Source organism: Aeromonas sp. s13 (assembly GCF_040907905.1).
In the GTDB taxonomy this organism is placed as follows: Bacteria; Pseudomonadota; Gammaproteobacteria; order Enterobacterales; family Aeromonadaceae; genus Aeromonas; species Aeromonas veronii.
This window is the reverse complement of record NZ_JBFOCS010000033.1, coordinates 1-19,113: the sequence shown is the minus strand read 5'-3', so window position 1 is coordinate 19,113 and position 19,113 is coordinate 1. Positions and strand designations below refer to the sequence as shown.

The following is a 19,113-nucleotide window of genomic DNA, read 5'->3' as shown; positions in this document are numbered from 1 at the left end:
AACCGGGCTGGTTTCGCGAGGCGGAGGCCAACAGTCGTCTGCTTGAGGAGTTGCAAGAGCTGGCGCAGATGGCCCCGGCCAAACGGGAGGCTCTGCTGCTGGAGACGGGGGGGCCGGAAGCGGTGGATCGGATGCGCCAGCTGGAGCAGAACCGGCAAGGGTTCGAGGAGCAGCTCAGCGGCTTTCTGGCCGAGCTCAGACAACTGCCGAACGAGGCCCGGGCCGAACAGCAGCAGGAGCTGCTGGCCCGCTGGTTCGAGCCCGGACAGTGGCGCCGGGTCGAGGCGCTCACCCGGCTCAAGCTGGGGGAGCCACACACCGAATGAGAAGGGGGCCCGAGATGGGCCCCCTTGCTACTGCGCTTATTGCGGCTTGTTGGCACCCGGCAGCGGCTGCCAGGTGAGGCGGGTCACCTGAGTGCCCTGCACCTCGCACTTGAGGCTCAGCTCCTGCCACCCCTTCTCCTGACGCAGGGAGACCTCCCCCTCGATCCCCTGCTCGCCAATCTTCAGCTTGTCCTGCTCGAAGATCACCTTGTCGCCGTGGGCGAGATCCATCAGTTTGCCGTTGCAGAGCCAGTGAGCGAGATCAGCCCCCTTCAGCTTGACGCCCCCCTTGGCCGCCTTCTGCTCGGCCGCGCTCACCACAAACAGTTTGCTCAGCTCGGCGGCCCGCTTGGTGAGCCACTCCTGACGCTGCTGCATGCTCATCTTGCTGACGAACTCGGCGGGCTGGCCCTTCTCGTCCAGCCACTGGGTCAGCTTGCCGCTGTCGTCAAAGGCGAACTGGGCTGCGGGCTCTTTGACCCCGAACAGCTTGCCGCCCTTGAAGTAGTAGCGGCTCTCCCCTTCCAGCTTGCCCAGCTCGTTCATGATGGGCACGGCGATGATGACGGGGGCGCCATCGATCCAGGCCTTGATGTCGACGCCATCATGGCTGAATTGACGGGTATCGAGGGCGCTCTCGGCCCCCTTCTCCATCAGGGTAAACTGCTCGGCGAGAGAAGCGGCCAGAGAAGGGAGGGAGCAGAATCCCAGGGTCAGCGCGATCGCTGTATTGCGCATTGAGTTGTACATAACACTCCTGTGATGGGCCATCCGGCCCGTGGTTAACTCTCTGTCAGCCAGGCCCGCAGCCCTTCCCGGTGAGCATCGCTCAGGGGCAGGGATTGGCGGGCCCGGTAGTCAAAATGGATCAGGGTCGTTTCGGCGGTGACGGCCAGTTCGCCGCCCTGCCAGGCCTCCTGCCAGACCGTAAAGGAGCTGGTGCCGATGCGGCGCACGCCGGTCTTGATGGTGACCGGCTGGCCGTAGAACAGCTCCCGTTTGAACTGCACTGTGTAGCCCGCGATGATCAGATGCCAGTTATGCACATCCAGATCCGGGGAAAAGATCCGGAACAGGGGATCCCGCGCCGATTCGAACCAGACCGCCGGCACCGTATTGTTGATATGACCGAGGGCATCCGTCTCCTGAAAGCGGGGTTGGATCTGCATTTCCAGCATGGGTTGACTCCTTGTCTCTTTGTTCTGTCCTTGTCCTGTTGATTGGACATCAGTGGCCAATGGGGTAGCAGCCGGGCATCACCAGCGGATCAGCATGTTACATGATACTGCTGGCCCAAGCACAGGGATGCCAGCGGCCCTGCGATACCGGCCAGCGGGTGTCGCAGCGCGGCGGATTGTAGGGCTGCACAGAAAAGCGGGCAGTAAAAAGCCCCGCACATCTTGGCTGTGCGGGGCTGGTGCAGATAACCAAACGGCTCGGGGACTAGCCGAGCAGATCGAAGCGATCCGCATTCATCACCTTGTTCCAGGCGGTGATGAAGTCACAGACAAACTTCTCCTTGTTGTCATCCTGGGCATAGACCTCGGCATAGGCGCGCAGCACCGAGTTGGAGCCGAACACCAGATCCACCCGGGTGGCCGTCCACTTCAGCGCGCCGCTGCGGCGATCGCGGATCTCGTAGAGATTGCTCGCTTTCGGCAGCCACTGGTAGCCCATGTCGGTCAGGTTGACGAAGAAGTCGTTGCTGAGTACCCCGACCCGATCGGTAAAGACCCCGTGACCGGTACCACCATGGTTGGTGCCGAGCACCCGCATCCCGCCGACCAGCGCCGTCATCTCGCAGGCGGTAAGCCCCATCAGCTGGGCACGATCCAGCAGCAGCTCTTCCGCCGTCACTACATAGTCCTGCTTGAGCCAGTTGCGGAAGCCGTCGGCCAACGGCTCCAGCACCTCGAACGAGGCCACATCGGTCTGGGCCTGAGTGGCATCCCCCCGACCCGGCGCAAACGGCACGCTCACCGTCACTCCGGCGGCCTGGGCTGCCTGCTCGATGGCGAGGTTGCCCCCCAGCACGATGAGATCCGCGACGCTGACGCCACACTCGGCCGCCAGCTTGTCATAGACCGCCAGCACCTTCGCCAGCCTCGCCGGTTCGTTGCCCGACCAATCCTTCTGGGGCGCCAGCCGGATGCGTGCGCCGTTGGCACCACCCCGCTTGTCGGAGCCACGGAAGGTACGGGCGCTATCCCAGGCGGTACTCACCCGCTCGCTGATGGAGAGGCCGCTGGCGGCAATCCTGGCCTTCACCGCCGCCACGTCATAATCGGTACGTCCGGCAGGCACCGGATCCTGCCAAATCAGATCTTCTGTCGGCACATAGGGGCCGACATAGCGGCTCTTCGGCCCCATATCCCTGTGGGTCAGCTTGAACCAGGCGCGGGCAAAGGCGTCGGAGAAGGCCGCCGGATCATCACGGAAGCGCTCGGCAATCTTGCGGTACTCGGGGTCGAATTTGAGCGCCATATCGGCATCCGTCATCATGGGTTTGCAGCGGATCGAGGGGTCCTCCACATCCACCGGCATATCCTCTTCGGCGATATTGATCGGTTCCCACTGATGGGCCCCCGCCGGAGATTTTTGCAACCACCAGTCGTACTTGAACAGCAGCTCGAAGTAACCGTTGTCCCACCTAGTCGGGTGGGTGGTCCAGGCCCCCTCGATGCCGCTGGTCACTGTGTTGCGGCCGATGCCGCGGCTGTGGTGATTGATCCAGCCGAGCCCCTGCTCCTCGAGGCTGGCCCCTTCCGGCTCGGGCCCAAGCTGTTTGGCATCGCCGTTGCCGTGAGCCTTGCCGACGGTGTGGCCACCGGCGGTCAACGCCACCGTCTCTTCATCATCCATCGCCATGCGGGCGAAGGTGACCCGCATATCTTGCGCGGTTTTCAGGGGATCGGGCTGGCCATCCACCCCTTCCGGGTTGACGTAGATAAGCCCCATCATCACCGCCGCCAGCGGGTTTTCCAGATCCCGCTCGCCGGAGTAACGACCGCCCGGCTTGCCGCTGGGCGCCAGCCATTCCTTCTCCGATCCCCAATAGATATCCTTCTCCGGATGCCAGATATCCTCGCGGCCAAAGGCGAAGCCGAAGGTCTTGAGCCCCATGGACTCATAAGCCACGGTGCCCGCCAGAATGATCAAATCGGCCCAACTGATCTTGTTGCCGTACTTCTTCTTGATGGGCCACAGCAGGCGACGGGCCTTGTCGAGGTTAGCGTTATCCGGCCAGGAGTTGAGGGGGGCAAAACGCTGGTTGCCGCTGCCGCCACCACCGCGACCATCGGCGATGCGATAAGTCCCGGCCGAGTGCCAGGCCATGCGGATCATCAGGCCGCCGTAGTGGCCCCAGTCGGCGGGCCACCACTCCTGACTGTCGGTCATCAGGGCGGTCACATCCTGCTTGAGGGCCGCCATATCGAGCCCCTTCAAGGCTTCCCGATAGTTGAAACCGGCCCCCAGCGGATTGGTCTTGGTATCGTGTTGGTGAAGAATGTCGAGGTTGAGGCTCTTCGGCCACCACTCCATTCTGGACGTCTCGACGGAAGTGGTTCCCCCGTGCATGACCGGGCATTTTCCTGCGGAACTGTCTGAATTGTTGCTCATCGTTTTCCTCATTTGCTCTGCTGTCCATAACCTGAAACAGCATGGCACAGAGGCGTGACACAAACTGTGCAGCAGCGGCCGATTTACGGATCTTTCACGCAAGCGGCCACGGAACGCCCGTCAGCCGCGACAGAAATTGGACGAACTATGGCGCCTCTGCGGGCTGATGGGGCGGCTCGGGCCGCAGCCAGGCGCTGCGAAAATCGAACCAGCCAAGCGCTGTCATCCGCACCCCGTGTACGCCGACCCGGCTCTCCAGCTCCAGCCAGTGGTGAAACAGCGGCACAAACCAGCTCTGCTGCTGCACAGTTGCCAGCAGCGCCCGCGGCCCCGGCTCCTCACCGCTGGCCCGCCACTGCATCAACCCCTGCCACAACTCATGCTGACTGCTCCACACCTTGCGCAGCAACGGGGTGCCCTGCAACCAGGCGTAGGGGGCAAAGGGGCCGGCATGTTCGAGGTTGAGGGTGCCGAGCCAGAGATCCACATCCTCATCCTCGCCGCTCACCCAGCGACCGTAATCGAGGGTGCGCACCTCGAGCCTGATCCCCTGTTCGGCCAGCAGGCTGCTCATGGCGTTGGCGCACTCGTTGAATTCCAGATGCTGGTTGAAGCAGGCGAGCACCAGTCTTCCCGGCAACTGCGCCGGTGTGGGCAAGGGCGCGGGCAGCGCTTCGCGCCAGTGGGGCAGCAGGCCGAGGGCGCTGGTCCAGCCCCGTTGCAACTCGGGGGCGACCCGCCCCATCAGAGCCACCGGATTGAGCAGTTGGCCGAGCCACTGGCGCAGGGCGGGATCCTGCAAGGATCCGGAACGATCGTCCTGCAGCAGGAAGTAGCAGCCCGACTCCAGCTCCGATTCGCCGCGCATGGTGCCGAGCTCAGGGCTGTCACGCCCAAGCTGCAGGTGGGTCTCCAGCCGCTCCGCCAGCTCCGGCAGCATCCAGATATCGATCTCGTCGAGCAGGGCACGCAGGCCGAAGTAGTCGTCAAACGCCGCAAGGCAAAGATGCAGGGGATCGTTCACAGCCACCCGGTAAGGACCGGTGCCCACCGGTTGCAGGGCAAAGCCTGCCTCCCCCTTGAGCTCCCGCGGCAAAATGGTCGCCACCGGCTCCGCCAGCAGGTGGGGCAGCCAGGGATCCGGACTGTCGAGATAGAGATCCAGCGTGCGTGGCCAGGGGCTCTCCAGCCGATCCAGATGGGCAAACAGCGGGCGATCCCGCAGGACCAGCAGACTCTCCATCACATCTTCCACCACCAGCTCGCGACCGTGGTGAAAACGCACCGCCGGGCGCAGGTAGAAGCGCCAGTGGCAGGGGCCCAGACACTCCCAGTGGTGGGCCAGATCCCCTTCGATTTCCCCATTTTCCTCATTTCGCCGGGTGAGACCGTTGAAGATCTGACGGCTCAGGTGGATTTCGGAGCGGCGCATCGGGCCGGTGGGCAGCAACTGCGGCAACGGCCGGTAGTAGGGCACCCGCAGGATCTGGCGCCCCTCGCGGGTGGCCTGACCGAGCTGTTCGATCAGCAGCGGAGTGAGCAGATCGAGGCGATCCTCGGCCAGCCGTACCGCCTGCGCCAGCTGGCCCTGACTGAGCAGATCCCGCAAGCGGCGCCGGGTCAGGCTCTCCTGACTATCGAGCAGGGTGAGCCGGGAGCGCCGCCCCCGCCCCGCTTCCGCCGACCAGCTGAGCCAGCCCTGATCCTGCATCCGCCGCAGCAGCAGGCGAGCGTTGCGCGGGGTGCAGCAGAGCAGATCCGCCACCTCGGCGAGGCTGATCTCCCGCTCGTCGCTGCCAAGCAGCTGGGCGAGTCGTTGAAATTGCTGGTAGAGGCGACCGGTCGGCATAAAAGAGGAAATCCTGTTGCTATAAGTCATCAGTTTTTACTTCCGCATTTTAGCTCAATACTGCTGATGAACGTGAGAACCACAGCAGAGGAGCACCATCATGAGCCACGCCAATCCCATCAAACCGATCCGGATCCAGCAGACCTTGCGCCGTTACTTCAAGCGGATCCTGCCGCGCCCGCTGGCGCTCATCGAGGATCCCATGCAGCAGCTCAACCGCCTGATGCAGTGGGATATGAACCAGATCGATGACAAGGAGTATCGCCGTCGTCTCTGAGTGCGGGCCATACCAACCACTCGGGACACGCATCCCCTGCGGGCGACATTGCTTTGCCGGATCTTGCTGTTTACATCGGCCACGGGCCTGATAGATTGGACGTCTATCCATCTATAACTGCCATAAGCAACATCCAACAAGGAGTGTGTGATGAAAGATGCGACCCTGGCCCTGCACCACGGCTTTTCCAACGACCCCACCACCAAGGCGGTCGCCGTGCCCATCTACCAGACGGTGGCCTACGAGTTCGAGAGCGCCCAGCACGGGGCGGATCTGTTCAATCTGGCTGTGCCGGGCAATATCTACACCCGCATCATGAACCCCACCAACGATGTGCTGGAGCAGCGGATGGCCGCGCTGGAAGGGGGGATCGCCGCGCTGGTGGTCTCGGCAGGTTCCGCCGCCATCACCTACGCCATTCAGGCGCTGACCGCCGCCGGTGACAACATTGTCTCCACCCCGCAGCTCTATGGCGGCACCTACACCCTGTTCGCCCACATGCTGCCGAGTTTCGGAGTCGAGGTGCGCTTCGCCAAGGATGACAGCGCCGAAGCCATCGCCGCCCTTATCGATGACAAGACCAAGGCGGTCTACTGCGAGAGCATCGGCAACCCGGCAGGCAATATCGTCGATCTGGCCGCACTGGCCAAGGTAGCCCACGCCCGTGGCGTGCCGCTCATCGTCGACAACACGGTCGCCACCCCGGTACTCTGCAAGCCCATCGAACACGGCGCTGACATCGTCGTCCACAGCCTGACCAAATATGTCGGCGGCCACGGCAACTCGCTGGGTGGCGTGGTGGTCGACTCGGGCAAGTTCCCCTGGGCGGATCACGCCGAGCGCTTCCCCCAGCTGACCAAACCCGAACCCTCCTACCACGGGGTGGTCTATACCGAGGCCTTTGGCCCGGCCGCCTTTATCGGGCGGGTACGCACAGTGCCCCTGCGCAATACCGGCGCGGCGCTGGCGCCGATGAACGCCTTCCTGCTGCTGCAAGGGCTGGAGACCCTGAGCCTGCGCATGGAGCGCCACGTCGACAACGCCCTGCGGGTCGCCAACCACCTCAAGCATCACCCCAAGGTTGCCTGGGTCAGCTATGCCGGTCTGCCGGGTCACCCGCACTATCTGCTGGCGGAGAAGTACATGGCCGGTCGCCCCTCGGCCATTCTCTCGTTCGGCCTGAAAGAGGGTTACGAGGCGGGCGTGCGCTTCTACGATGCGCTGAAGATCTTCAAGCGGCTGGTCAATATCGGCGACGCCAAGTCGCTGGCCTGCCATCCCGCCTCCACCACCCATCGCCAGTTGAGCGAGGAGGAGCAGGCCAAGGCAGGCGTGAAACCGGAGATGATCCGGCTGTCGGTGGGGATCGAGGCGATCGAGGACATTCTGGCGGATCTGGATCAGGCGCTGGAGGCCTGAGTCAGTCAACGAGGGAGCGGGCATCAGCCCGCTCTTTTTTAGCCATTGGTGAACCGCCCCCCTCGCCTGCTCGTATACACCATCCTGCCACCGAATCGAGGTCGTTATGATAGTCCTGCACCACCTGAACAAATCCCGCTCCCAACGCATCATCTGGCTGCTCGAAGAGCTGGGCCAGCCCTATGAGATCAAGGCGTATCAGCGCGATGCCGCGACCTTTCTGGCACCGCCCGAGCTGAAAGCCATTCACCCTCTCGGCAAGTCGCCAGTCATCGAGTTCGACGGCCGGGTGCTGGCGGAATCGGGCGCCATCACCGAGTACCTGATCGCCCGCTATGCTGCCGATCGGCTGGCACCGGCACCAGATAGCCCGGAGTATCCCGAATACCTGCAGTGGCTTCACTTTGCCGAGAGCTCGGGCATTCTGCCGCTGCTGCTCGACATGTTCGTGCGCAAGGATGGCAGCCCGATGCGCTTCCTGCCGGACTACGCCAAGGCGGAGTGTGCCAAGGTGCTGGGCTACCTCAATGAGGTACTGGCAAATCGCCACTATCTGGTGGGGGATCGCCTCTCCGGCGCCGACATCATGAACTCCTTCCTGGTGGATCTGCTGGCTCAAAGCGGCCAGCTGGCCCACTTCCCGCATCTGCAAGCCTATTGGCAGCGCCTCAATACCCATCCGGCCCGTCAGAAGTCGGTAGAGCTGGAGCGCGAGCTGGATCAGCGCCCCTGACCGAACAACCATCATGCAAAACGCCCCGACTGTCGGGGCGTTTTTGTTATGCGGCGGGCTGCGGTTTACTTGGTCGCGGGCACCTTGTCCCGGCGCGACTTCCACCACCAGCGCAGCCGGATTTGAGAGATAAGCATCCCCGCCAGCATCAGGGCACAACCGGCAATGGCGCGCTCATCCAGCGTCTCACCCAGCAGCAATACGCCACCCACGGCGGCAAAGACGGTCTCCAGACTGAGGATGATGGCGGCATGGGCAGGATGGGCGCCCCGCTGCCCCACCACCTGCAGGGTATAACCCACCCCGACCGATACCAGCCCGGCGTAGAGCAGCGCCTGCCAACCGGCCACGGCACCAGCCACAGTCGGGGTTTCGATGACAAAGGCAGTGGCGAGGCTGAGCAGGCCGCAGACCACGAACTGCACTCCGGCGAGCTTGATGGGGGCAACCCGGTTGGAGTAGTGATCCACCAGCAGCAGGTGAACAGCCCAGAACAGGGCGCCGACTACCTGCAACAGATCGCCAAAGCCGATGGTAAACTCGTCGGTGACGCTCAGCACATAGAGACCGGCCAGCGCAATGAAGGCGCCGATCCAGGTATTGATACCACTCTTGTGGCGCAGCAGCAGCCCCAGTACCGGCACCAGAATGATGTAGAGCCCGGTGATGAAACCGGCCTTGGCGGCAGTGGTATAAAGCAGCCCCACCTGCTGCAGGGAGGCGGCACAGAACAGCACCAGCCCAGCCAGCACACCACCGATCAGCAGCTGGCGATGGTCGCCCGCGACGGCAACAGGTTGTCGGGATTTGAGCCACCAGAGCAGCGGCAGCAGGGAGAGGGCGCCGAGCAGAAAGCGCAGGCCATTGAAGGTATAGGGCCCCATGTGATCCATCCCGAGGCGCTGGGCGACAAAGCCCATACCCCAGATGGTGGCAGCCATCAGCAACATCAGATTGGAGCGCATGGCGATTCTTCCTTAAATCGGCGCGTGACGGGTTATCCGATCCAAGATACCCGCCTCCCTATCCTCTTGTCTCCACTCTTTGTCTTCGCTCTCGCTCTCAACGCGCTGCATCGCACTGCTTTTGAGCACCGCGAGTGCTAAAGCAGCGAGGGCTTGGTGAACACGGCCAACAGGGCAATCAGTAGCAGATTGCCCCGCAGGATCCACACCACCCGGAAGTGCTGCTGAATGGAGATCATCGGCGCCTTGCCCAGACGCAGGGCGCGACGCCAGCGATAGAAGAGGCGGCTGGGATAAACGAGGGAGCCAACAATCAGCAGAAACAGCCCCATCTTGAGGCCGTGGGCAGGATGGGCAAAGATCTCTGCCACCGAGCTGGCATGCTCGAGGGCCAGCAGACACCCGGTGGTAAAGATGGAGAAGAGCGCCAGCGCCGCCACCCCATCTGCCAGCAGCAGGCGGCGCACTCGCAGCATGTTCAGGCCGCGCCGAAAGATCAGATACTCGACACAGAGGGCAAGGATTAGCACCGCTATGCTGCCATAATGAATCATTGAGAGCAGAGTGTGGTTCAGCATCGGAAACATCTCATTTTCTGCCTTTAGACGAGCCGCACCGCATCATATATGCTGGTGTCACCCGAGACGAAAAGGATCTGTTCATGTCCCCCGCCAAGCCCAAGAACACTTGGTCTTTGATCACCCGCATGCGGCTGGGCCTCCTCTTGCTCTTTATCCCTGTGTTGCTGCTCGGCAGCATCTACTACCTGCATATGGAGCGCACCCTGCGCCACGAGCAGCAACAATATCTGATTGCTCGTAACACCCAGTATTTCCATACCCTGATCGAACCCTATCTGGCGACCCTCAAACGCCAGTTTACGCTCATTTATCAGCAGGTAAATTATCGGGATTTCAGCGGCCCGGAGATCCTTAACGGCGAGCGCTACCTGCAACAGTGGCAGGCCTATCACAAGGTGATGGAGCTCGATTACGTCTACGTGGGCACCGAGCATCGCAAGATGCTGATCCACCCATCCTGGCAGGCCGACGAGAAGTTCGATCCCAGAACCCGCCCCTGGTATCTGCTGGCATCCAGCCATCCCGGACAGATTGTCTGGACTGATCCTTATTACGACTACACCTTGGGCACTCTCACCATGGCGCTGGCCAGGGTGATTGAAGAGCCTGACGGCAAGCGGGTTGGCGTACTCTCGCTGGATACCCAGCTCACCCCCCTCGCCAGCTGGCTCAACAGTCGGCATGATCAGAGTCACCATCTGGGCAATGGCTATCAGATCCTGCTCAACCATGACGGGCTGGTGCTGGCCCATCCGGATCGCGAACGGGTATTCAAACCCCTCGCCCACCCCGACTGGCTGGCCCGGATGCAACAGCCGCAGGGCTTTTTCCTCGATGATGCCAGCGGCATGATGGTCTCCTACTACCGCATCCCCGAACAGCGCTGGATCCTGCTCAGCGTCGAGCCGACTGCCAGCATGCAGCAGGTGATCGACAGCGTCTCCATCAACGTGCAGCTGATGATTGCCGTCGCCTGCATTCTCTATCTGCTGCTGGCCCTGCTCTGGTCCCGCTACTTCCGCCGGATGCTGGGGGAGATCACCCTGCTGATCCGCGCCAGCCGCTCCGGCGGTATCGCCTACAACGGCCGCCGCATGCTGGAGCTGGCCAAGGTCTATGAAGAGATGGATGCCGCCAGCCAGGACTTTGCCCAGATCCGCCTGCAAGCCCATCAGGACAAGCTCACTGGGCTCTACAATCGTCGCTTCTTCGACGAGTGCCTGCAGAAGCAGCTCAACAGTGGCGCCCCCTTCGGGGTGGTGATGTTCGATCTGGATGATTTCAAGCGGGTCAACGATACCCACGGCCATCAGGCGGGGGATGTGGTGCTCAAGCGAGTGAGCAAGCTGGGCATGAATCTGTTCCACGAGTGGGGCTGGTTCTGCCGCTACGGCGGCGAGGAGCTGGTGCTGATCTTCCGTTACGGCGAAGAGCAGCCGATGCTCCCCTCACTGCTGGAAGCGTTCCGGCTCGGGGTGGAGCAGCTGGAGTGGCGCGAACCCGATCTCACCATCACCATCAGCGGCGGGGTGGCTTTCAGCCGCTCTGGGCTCTCGGCCAAAGAGCTGGTGGAGCTGGCCGACAAGGGGGTCTATCAGGCCAAGCGGGAGGGGAAAAACCGTATCTGCTTCCCGCTGCGCAACGCCCCTCACCAGAGTGCCGAGGAGGACATTCCCGCCTTTGGCGAGCCCCGACAACAAACCAACGAAGGGTAGCCACCGCCGCCAGCACCAACCACAACGCCGTCAGCAAAAACAAAGAGAGAGGCTCCAGCCTCTCTCTTTGTTTATCGTGCTTCTTGCTGCACGTTAAGCCTGTGCGGTGCGCGATTCAGCGCTGCCACTCCCACATCGGCCAGCCCAGCTCCTCGGCCTGCTGACGCAGCGCGGGGGCAGGATTAACCGCATGGGGATGGCTCACCGCCCGCAGCATGGGCAGATCGTTGTGGGAGTCGCTGTAGCCAAAGCTCCCCTGCCAGAGGTGGTCCCTGCCGGCAAACAGCTGGTTGATGCGGGCCACCTTGCCCTCGCGAAAGCTGAGGGTGCCGCGGGTCTGGCCGGTCAACATCCCCTCCTCCTCATCGAGCAAAATGGCGACGCAGTGATCCATCCCCAGCATCTTCGCCATGGGCGCCACCAGATGCTCGCCGGAGGCGGAGATGAGCACCAGATCGTCGCCCCGCTCCCGATGCCATTCGATACGCGTCAACCCCTCGGGGTAGAGGCGCTCGCGCAGCACCTGCTCGGCAAAGCGGGCACAGAGCGAGTCGAGCCACTGGCGCGTCTTGCCCGCCAGCGGTTGCAGGGTGAAGGCCATGTACTGGTGCATATCCATCTTGCCCTGATGGTAGAGGGACATCATGGCCTGCTCCTCGGCGATCATGCTGGCGGGGGCCAGCTCCTCGGCCACCATGTACTCCAGCCAGAGGCTGGCGGAATCCCCGGCAATCAGGGTCTCGTCCAGATCAAACAGTGCCAGTGCCATGAGGGCTCCTTGCGGTAACAACGAAAATGAAACGAGGCGTCATGCTACCTCACAGAGTTGATCCCGGGCCACCGCCAGGGTCACGGCACTGCCGGTTGCCAGCAGATCGCCAGCCGAACGGTTGAGGCAATCCACCGTCAACAGCCCCGCCTCGCACTCCACCTGATAGCGGATCACGTTGCCGAGCAGCTGTTGCTGACGAACGATGCCGGGCAGGCTGGGTTCGCTGCTGGTCGCTCCGGCGGGCAGCAGGGTGATGGACTCAGGCCGCAGCGCCAGCTTGCCCTGAAAACGGGGGCCAAACAGCGACTTGCCCTGCTCGGCGCCAAGCAGGTTGTAGTTGCCGATAAAGCCCGCCACAAACTCGCTGGCGGGGCGGGTATAGATCTCCTCCGGCGTGCCGCTCTGGACGATGGAGCCCTTGTTCATCAGGAAGATCCGATCCGACATGGTGAGCGCCTCCTCCTGATCGTGGGTCACGAAGATGGTGGTGAGCTCAAGGCGCTGCTGGATCTCGCGGATCTGCTGGCGCAGGCTGCGGCGGATGCGGGCATCCAGTGCCGAGAGCGGCTCGTCCAGCAGCAGGATCCGTGGCTGCACCACCAGCGCCCGGGCCAGCGCCACCCGCTGGCGCTGGCCGCCGGAGAGCTCGGCCGGATAGCGGCGCTCGAAACCGGTCAGCTCCACCAGCGCCAGCGCCTCTTTCACGCTGGCCGCCAGCTCCCGCCCCGGCTGGGGTTTCATCTTGAGGCCGAAGGCAACGTTGTCCCACACCGTCATGTTGGGGAAGAGTGCATAGCTCTGGAACACCATGCCGATGCCCCGCTTCTGGGGCGCCTGCCAGGTGATCTCCTCACCGGCCACCCGCACCTGACCGCCATCCACCGGGGTGAGCCCGGCCAGCGCCCGCAGCAGGGTAGATTTGCCACAGCCGGAGGGGCCGAGCAGAGTCACCAGCTCCCCCTTGCGAATGCCGAATTCGATCCCCTCGAACACCGGCGTATCGCCGTAGGATTTGTGCAGTTGATTCACTTCTAGATGGAACATGTTGATTCACCGATGAAATCTGTTGGCCGCCCAGGTAAGCAGCAGGGTCAGCAGGAAGTAGCTCATCACCAGCGCACTGGTGAAGTGGCCCGAAGTGGCGCGCATGTTGTAGAGGTAGACCTGCAGGGTCTCGTAACGGGTGCCCACCAGCATGTTGGCAAACACGAACTCGCCGAGCAGGAAGGAGAGAGAGAGAAACAGCGCCGCCAGCAGCCCCTTGCGCAGGCAGGGGATCACCACCAGCAGAAAGGCGCGCCGACTACTTGCCCCCAGCAGGTGGGCGGCATCCATCAAATCCCTGAGCGGTACCCCTTGCAGGCTGTTGGCCAGCGCCCGGTACATAAAGGGGAGCACCACGGTGAACCAGGTGCCGATCAGGATCCACGGCGTGCCGATAATGGGCAGGACACCATCGGCGTAGATCTGCAGCAGCCCCACTGACGAGACCACAGGTGGCACCGCAAAGGGGAGCAGGATCAACAGGTTCATCCAGGGATCCAGCTTGGGGAAGTAGTAAGCCACCACCAGCACGGTGGGTACCAGCACCAGGGTCCCCAGCAGCAGGCTGGCGAAGCAGACCAGGAGGCTGCGGCCAAACGCCGCCAGAAAGCGCGGATCGCCCCACAGCTTGAGATACCAGTCGAGGGTGAAGCCATCTGGCAGCAGGGTCGCCCCCCAGCGGGTGGAGATGGAGTAGAGAAACGTGGCCAGCAGCGGCAGCAGCAGGGTGGCGACCAGCCCACCCAGCACCCACTTGGGCCAGCGCGGCGTCAAATCATGCATGGGATTGCCCCTTGTTCACATAGCTCTTTTTCAGCAGCCACTGGTTGGCGGCCGTCACCACCCCCAGCAGCACCATCAGGATCACTGCCAGCGCCGCCGCCATATTGGACTCGAGGAAGATATCGCCGGAGACCAGACTGGCCACCCGGATGGTCACCAGATTGAAGTTGCCGGTGGTGAGGGCATAGGCAGAGGCATAGGCCCCCACCGCGTTGGCAAACAGGATGATCAGGGTGCCGAGCAGCGCAGGCGTCAGCACCGGCAGCGCCACGTGCCACACATACTGCCCCTTGCTCGCGCCGAGCAGCGCGGCCGCTTGCGGCCACTCATCCTGCAGCGCATCGAACGCCGGGTAGAGCAACAGCAGGGCGAGCGGGATCTGGAAGTAGGTGTAGATGAGAATAAGGCCCGACCCCGAGTAGAGGTTGAAGCCGTCGATCAATCCCCAGGATTTCAGCAGCAGGGTCACTGCACCGTTGATGCCGAGAATGATGATGAAGGCGAATGCCAGCGGCACACCGCTGAAGTTGCCGGTCATGGTGACAAAGGCCAGCAGCACCCGCTTGACCCGCTCGCCGCTGTGGCGCAGCGCCGCCGCCCCGAGGGTGCCGATGGCAAGCCCCGCCAGACTGGCGATACCGGCGATGCGCAATGAGTTGCCGAACGATTGCAGGTAGAAGGGGGAGCTCAAAATCTCCCGGTAGTAGTCGAGGCCCCAGCCATCCGGGGTCTGAAAGCTGCCCACCAGCACCCACACCATGGGGGCGAGCTGGAACAGGATCATCAAGAGGATAAAGGGCAGCAATACCAGTGCAGGCAGCCAGTGGCGGCGCACCTTGTGCTTGGTGGCCACGGGTTGATCCGCGAGGATCTCGGTGGTGGCAGGCATCATCAGTGCACCTCGCGCATAAAGGCGGCCTTGAGCAGCGGTGGCGCTGCCGGCTTGTCGTGGGGAATGCCCAACAGATCGGCCATCAGGGCGCAGAGCTGGGTCTGGGCGATCACTACCCCATCCGGCCAGCGTTCGATAAAGGCATCGCCAAACAGCCAGAGCGGCACGGTGCGCTCTTCGGGCAGGGTGCCGCCGTGGCTCAGATCGTTGTTCATGCCGTGATCCGAGGTGATCACCACCTGATACCCCTCCGCCAGCCACTGGGGCAGCAGGTCGGCCAGCAGGCTGTCCATGCGGCGTGCCTGATTGCGGTACTGGCGGGAGTCGAGGCCAAACTTGTGGCCTGCATCGTCCACCCCCATCGGGTGGATCAGCAGAAAATCGGGGTCATATTGGGTTCTGAGCCATTCTCCATCCATCAGCAGATGGCTGTCGGGATAGTTGTCATCCCAGTAGAAGCAGCCGTGCTGAATGGGCAACTGCTCGTCGTGAGTAAAGCGATCACGGGCAGCCAGCCAGGGGCTGCGGTTGTAGAGTTCGCTCACCCAATGGTAGGCCGCCGCTGCGGTGCGTTTGCCCGCGGCGCGGGCCAGATGGAAGATGGAGTCATGCAGACTGAGGCGACTCACCCCGTTGTGGGTGATGCCGCTCACCACCGGCGGCACGCCGGTCAGGATGCACTCGTAGAGGGGTCGGGAGAGAGACGGCAGGGCAGTATTCAGGGTCGTATGCAGGCCCCGCCCCGCCTCCACCATGCCACCGAGGTAGCCCATGGTGTGGGTTACCTCGGCTGCCAGACCATCCACAAGTACCACTATCACCTTGTGTTGCACTGGATTCCCTTACTGCATGTTGATCATGACGGTTTCTTGCCACTGGCGCGGCAGGGCTTTGGAGCTCTGCTCCCAGGCGGCGTGATCCTGCACCGGCTTGGCATTGGCGTACTGCTCGGCTGGCAGCAGCTTGGCCTTCACGTCATCCGGCAGGGTCACGTTGCTGCGGATCGGGCGAGCGTAGCCACGGGCCAGGTTGATTTGACCGGCATCGGAGAGGATGTATTCCCGCGCCAGTTTGGCGGCGTTGGGGTTCTTGGCCCACTTGTTGATGATGGTGGTGTAACCGGCGATGACTGAACCGTCACTCGGGATCACCACATCAAACTTCTTGGGGTCGATCTGGTCGCGGTAGTTGAGGGCGTTGAAGTCCCACAGCACACCCACTTCCACCTCGCCCTTCTCGATATTGGCGATGGTCGGATCGTTCAGGGAGAGACGACCCTGCTTGGCCAGCTGGCCGAACAGCTCCAGTGCAGGTTTCAGATTCTTCTCGCTGCCGCCGGTGGCATAGGCCGCCGCCAGCACGCCGTTGTTGGCCTGGGAGGCTACGCCCACGTCACCCAGGGTCACCTTGTAGTCGCCACCCAGCAGGGATTGCCAGCTGGTGGGGGCGGCCTTGACCAGATCCTTGTTGATCAGGAAGGCGATGGTGCCGGTATAGGCCAGCATCCAGTGACCGTCCGCATCCTTGGCCCAGTTGGGAATATCAGCCCAGGTGGAGGGTTTGTAGGGCTGGGTAACACCCTGCTTGACCGCAACCGGACCGAAGGCGCCGCCCACATCGCCGATATCGGCGGTGGCATTGGCCTTCTCGGCGGCGAACTTGGCGATCTCCTGCGCCGAGCTCATGTCGGTATCCTGATGCTTGATGCCGTAGATGCTGCCCAGCTGCTGCCAAGTATCCTTCCAGTTGGCCCAGCTGTCGGGCATGCCGATGCTGTGGAGCTGGCCTTCGCCACGGGCGGCCTTTTCGAGATCCGCGATATTTTCGGCTGCATAGCTATTTGTGGCAAACAACGGTTGGCTGATGGCCACCATGGCCAGTGCACTTGCGATCACGCTTTTCATCATCCCATCCCTCTGGACTAGGTCAGTTAAGGTTCGAGAGGGATGCTAGAGGGGAATTGTGACGGTGGCGGGGCGCTTTAATGGCAGTTTGATGACAATCACCCTGTCATGGCGCTGTCATCCACAGCGGTTACAACTCTGAACCCGAGTGAGGCTGGACTATTCCAGTAAGGGATTGGCCAGCCACCCGCCTTCTGAATAAGCAACAGGGACAAGAGTGTGACCGAGCCGAGATTGAGCGAGCAGAGAGTGAACGAACAGAGCATGGCCGATGGCCGCGTCTCCTCCAAGTGCGAACAGATTTGCCAGACTCTGCGCCGCTATATCGGCAGCGGCCAATTGGGGGCCGGGCAGCAGCTGCCCGCCGAACGGGCCCTGAGCGAGCGTTTCGCCACCACCCGCATCACCATCAAGGAGGCGCTCTCCAGCCTCGAAGCGGATGGCCTTATCTACCGGGCCGAGCGGCGCGGCTGGTTCGTGGCGCCGCCCCGCCTCACCTACGATCCCGCCATCCACACCCACTTTCACCAGTGGATCGGCGAGCAGCAGCGCACCGCCGAAACCCGGGTGCTGGCCCACGGCAGCGAGCTTGCCAGCAGCGAACTGTGCCGCTGGATGGGGCTGGAACCCTTCACTCCACTTTATGAGATCCGCCGCCAGCGACTGATCGACGGCCGTCCTGTGCTCCATGTCAGCCACCACCTGCTGGCGAGCCGCTTTCCCGATATCGCCAGCGCGCCGCTGGCCAGCTCCCTCACCGAGCTCTATCAGCAGCGCTATGGCATAGGCCAGGGCGGGGCGAGTCTCGAGATCACCCCCTCGGCGGCGCGCGGCGCCATCGCCCGCGCCCTCAATCTGGCAGAGGGGAGCGCGGTGCTGCGGCTGGTGCGGGTCAACTACGACGAGCGGGGCGGTCTGGTGGATTGCGATATCGAGCACTGGCGGCCGGATGCGATCCGTATTTGTCTGGATACGCGAGCATTGCAGCCGCTCGCAGGCAAGCTGCAACAAACCCGGGTCGCCGATTAGACTCCAGCCAACAGAGCTGATCCCACAAGATCCGCCCGCATCAGTTGTCGATATTGGGGATCATGTCGTCAAAGCTCTGGTAGCCGCAGTCGGCCAGTTGCAGCGACATGGTGTAGGTCTTGGCGTGCTCCTGCTGACCGATGGCGGGGCGGTTGAGCTTGATCTCCTGATGCCAGTACTCCTTCATCCGGTCGATCAGCGCCATCGCCTCTCCCTCGTTGAGGTGCAACTGGCAGAGCGCCATATAGTTGTTCGACTTGTGCATGTTCTCCACCAGATACTCCCCCAGCACCGACATTGCCTGCCGTGCCTGCTGGCGGGCGAAACGGCTGTGCTGCTCGAAGCTGATCCGCTCGCTGATCAGGAAGTGGTAACTGTTGTCGATACCGAGTTGCAAAATGCCGAGCTTCTCCAGCTTGCGCAGATAGAGGTAGCAGGAGGCATCGGTCAGGCCGTACTCCCGCTTGAGATCGATCAGCGTCTTGTCGCGCCAGAAGATATTGGCGAGAAAGGCGTAGAGCCCCGGCTCGTTGTGAAACGCCTCATCCTGCTCCTGAGTGAAGACGGCGCGGCGGCTCTGGGCGTCCTGAGTGCGATCCAGCAACTCTTCGAACGAGAGCCCCACCAAATGACAGATCTCCAGCAGAGTATCGAACGGCAGCGAGGGCTTGTTCATCATCCGTTTCACGGTCGCGATGGAGACACCCATGGCTTCTGCCAGGGTCTGATAGCGGATCCCCTTGTCGGTCAGGGTCTTCTTCAGGGTGTCGAGAATATTGTTGGCCAGGGTCTGGCTGTAGGTCATGCCACTCTTCCTTGTTATCGCACTTTCATTGCATGGTTATGCCGCGTCAGCTTCTGACCTGTTTTTACCTTCAAGGCTCAGATATTGACACCGAAAAAACAGCCTAGAGAAAAAATCGCCTATAACGCCCATCAGGACAGACCAGTTGAACGATGAGGTCGCAAAATCTGACACCAGACAGTGCATATCTTTCAACCCGCAAACATTTTGCTAGTGCTGCATAGAACATCGCGCATAATCGAAACGTATCGAATTCAAGACCCTTCCTGGTTGAGAAATCGATTGTTTGCTTCCAAATTTTTATCTTTTAAACCGTAAGGTTTTTTCTCTTTCCTGGCATTGGGCGGCGCTGATAGCACCGCCCTTTTCTTTTCCCTGAATTCGCAGGTCAGGTCAAG

Annotated in this window: 19 protein-coding genes; 6 read left to right on the top strand and 13 right to left on the bottom strand. The window is 62.3% G+C overall.

What is annotated here, in order from left to right; genetic code table 11:
* Window positions 1-326 (top strand): lipase secretion chaperone (locus AB5Y82_RS04660; protein ID WP_368173713.1); only part of this gene is annotated, 326 nt, incomplete at its 5' end.
* 36 nt (window positions 327-362) lie between these two features.
* Here the strand turns inward: AB5Y82_RS04660 and AB5Y82_RS04655 are convergent.
* From AB5Y82_RS04655 to sgrR, 4 genes are all read right to left on the bottom strand, one after another.
* The gene (locus AB5Y82_RS04655) at window positions 363-1,064 is read right to left on the bottom strand and encodes a hypothetical protein (RefSeq protein ID WP_042081272.1); all 702 of its coding nucleotides are present in this window, start codon (window positions 1,062-1,064) and stop codon (window positions 363-365) included.
* Window positions 1,065-1,108: 44 nt separating this feature from the next.
* The gene (locus AB5Y82_RS04650; protein WP_005336457.1) at window positions 1,109-1,504 is read right to left on the bottom strand and encodes a thioesterase family protein; all 396 of its coding nucleotides are present in this window, start codon (window positions 1,502-1,504) and stop codon (window positions 1,109-1,111) included.
* Window positions 1,505-1,769: 265 nt separating this feature from the next.
* A complete protein-coding gene (katG, locus tag AB5Y82_RS04645) occupies window positions 1,770-3,947 on the bottom strand; it encodes a catalase/peroxidase HPI (protein ID WP_335863434.1) in 2,178 nt (725 codons plus the stop codon).
* A 145-nt stretch (window positions 3,948-4,092) separates the two neighbouring features.
* Window positions 4,093-5,796, bottom strand: coding sequence for an HTH-type transcriptional regulator SgrR (gene sgrR / locus AB5Y82_RS04640; RefSeq protein ID WP_368173712.1), 1,704 nt, complete (start codon window positions 5,794-5,796; stop codon window positions 4,093-4,095).
* A gap of 100 nt (window positions 5,797-5,896) precedes the next feature.
* On the opposite strand from sgrR, the gene AB5Y82_RS04635 reads away from it, so the two are divergent.
* The 3 genes from AB5Y82_RS04635 to AB5Y82_RS04625 all read left to right on the top strand — a co-directional run bounded on the left by AB5Y82_RS04635 (window position 5,897) and on the right by AB5Y82_RS04625 (window position 8,225).
* Entirely contained in the window at window positions 5,897-6,073 is a 177-nt protein-coding gene (locus tag AB5Y82_RS04635) for a hypothetical protein (protein ID WP_111901593.1), read from the top strand.
* A gap of 150 nt (window positions 6,074-6,223) precedes the next feature.
* Complete coding sequence (locus AB5Y82_RS04630; protein ID WP_111901592.1) at window positions 6,224-7,492, top strand: O-acetylhomoserine aminocarboxypropyltransferase/cysteine synthase family protein; 1,269 nt, start codon at window positions 6,224-6,226, stop codon at window positions 7,490-7,492.
* 106 nt (window positions 7,493-7,598) lie between these two features.
* The gene (locus AB5Y82_RS04625) at window positions 7,599-8,225 is read left to right on the top strand and encodes a glutathione S-transferase family protein (protein ID WP_162632667.1); all 627 of its coding nucleotides are present in this window, start codon (window positions 7,599-7,601) and stop codon (window positions 8,223-8,225) included.
* A 65-nt stretch (window positions 8,226-8,290) separates the two neighbouring features.
* Here the strand turns inward: AB5Y82_RS04625 and AB5Y82_RS04620 are convergent, their stop codons facing one another.
* Both AB5Y82_RS04620 and AB5Y82_RS04615 read right to left on the bottom strand, forming a co-directional pair.
* Window positions 8,291-9,190, bottom strand: a complete 900-nt coding sequence (locus tag AB5Y82_RS04620) for a DMT family transporter (RefSeq protein ID WP_019445449.1) — start codon at window positions 9,188-9,190, stop codon at window positions 8,291-8,293.
* 137 nt (window positions 9,191-9,327) lie between these two features.
* Window positions 9,328-9,768, bottom strand: a complete 441-nt coding sequence (locus tag AB5Y82_RS04615; RefSeq protein ID WP_111901590.1) for a DUF2214 family protein — start codon at window positions 9,766-9,768, stop codon at window positions 9,328-9,330.
* Window positions 9,769-9,851: 83 nt separating this feature from the next.
* Between AB5Y82_RS04615 and AB5Y82_RS04610 the strand changes: the two genes are divergently transcribed.
* Window positions 9,852-11,486 (top strand): diguanylate cyclase, encoded by a 1,635-nt coding sequence (locus AB5Y82_RS04610; protein ID WP_368173711.1) that lies wholly within the window; start codon window positions 9,852-9,854, stop codon window positions 11,484-11,486.
* Between the two features lie 115 nt (window positions 11,487-11,601).
* Here AB5Y82_RS04610 and AB5Y82_RS04605 read toward each other — a convergent pair whose 3' ends face one another.
* Genes AB5Y82_RS04605 through AB5Y82_RS04580 form a run of 6 tightly spaced genes read right to left on the bottom strand, consistent with a single transcriptional unit; the run spans window position 11,602 to window position 16,881 of the window.
* Window positions 11,602-12,255, bottom strand: coding sequence for an HAD family hydrolase (locus AB5Y82_RS04605; RefSeq protein ID WP_368173710.1), 654 nt, complete (start codon window positions 12,253-12,255; stop codon window positions 11,602-11,604).
* Window positions 12,256-12,294: 39 nt separating this feature from the next.
* Complete coding sequence (locus tag AB5Y82_RS04600; protein WP_368173709.1) at window positions 12,295-13,302, bottom strand: ABC transporter ATP-binding protein; 1,008 nt, start codon at window positions 13,300-13,302, stop codon at window positions 12,295-12,297.
* Window positions 13,303-13,308: 6 nt separating this feature from the next.
* Entirely contained in the window at window positions 13,309-14,085 is a 777-nt protein-coding gene (locus AB5Y82_RS04595; RefSeq protein WP_368173708.1) for an ABC transporter permease, read from the bottom strand.
* On the bottom strand, window positions 14,078-14,977 hold the full coding sequence (locus tag AB5Y82_RS04590) for an ABC transporter permease (RefSeq protein WP_368173707.1): 900 nt from the start codon (window positions 14,975-14,977) through the stop codon (window positions 14,078-14,080). Before AB5Y82_RS04590 ends, AB5Y82_RS04595 begins: the two co-directional genes overlap by 8 nt.
* Complete coding sequence (locus tag AB5Y82_RS04585; RefSeq protein WP_368173706.1) at window positions 14,977-15,810, bottom strand: alkaline phosphatase family protein; 834 nt, start codon at window positions 15,808-15,810, stop codon at window positions 14,977-14,979. The genes AB5Y82_RS04590 and AB5Y82_RS04585 overlap by 1 nt, the downstream gene beginning before the upstream one ends.
* Window positions 15,811-15,819: 9 nt before the next feature.
* Window positions 15,820-16,881, bottom strand: coding sequence for an ABC transporter substrate-binding protein (locus tag AB5Y82_RS04580; RefSeq protein WP_005355254.1), 1,062 nt, complete (start codon window positions 16,879-16,881; stop codon window positions 15,820-15,822).
* Window positions 16,882-17,079: 198 nt separating this feature from the next.
* On the opposite strand from AB5Y82_RS04580, the gene AB5Y82_RS04575 reads away from it, so the two are divergent.
* Window positions 17,080-17,910, top strand: a complete 831-nt coding sequence (locus AB5Y82_RS04575) for a UTRA domain-containing protein (protein WP_031227931.1) — start codon at window positions 17,080-17,082, stop codon at window positions 17,908-17,910.
* A gap of 40 nt (window positions 17,911-17,950) precedes the next feature.
* Here AB5Y82_RS04575 and AB5Y82_RS04570 read toward each other — a convergent pair whose 3' ends face one another.
* Window positions 17,951-18,715 carry a helix-turn-helix transcriptional regulator gene (locus AB5Y82_RS04570; protein ID WP_005336490.1) on the bottom strand — a complete coding sequence of 255 codons (765 nt, stop codon included), beginning with the start codon at window positions 18,713-18,715 and terminating at the stop codon, window positions 17,951-17,953.
* Window positions 18,716-19,113: the final 398 nt, after the last annotated feature.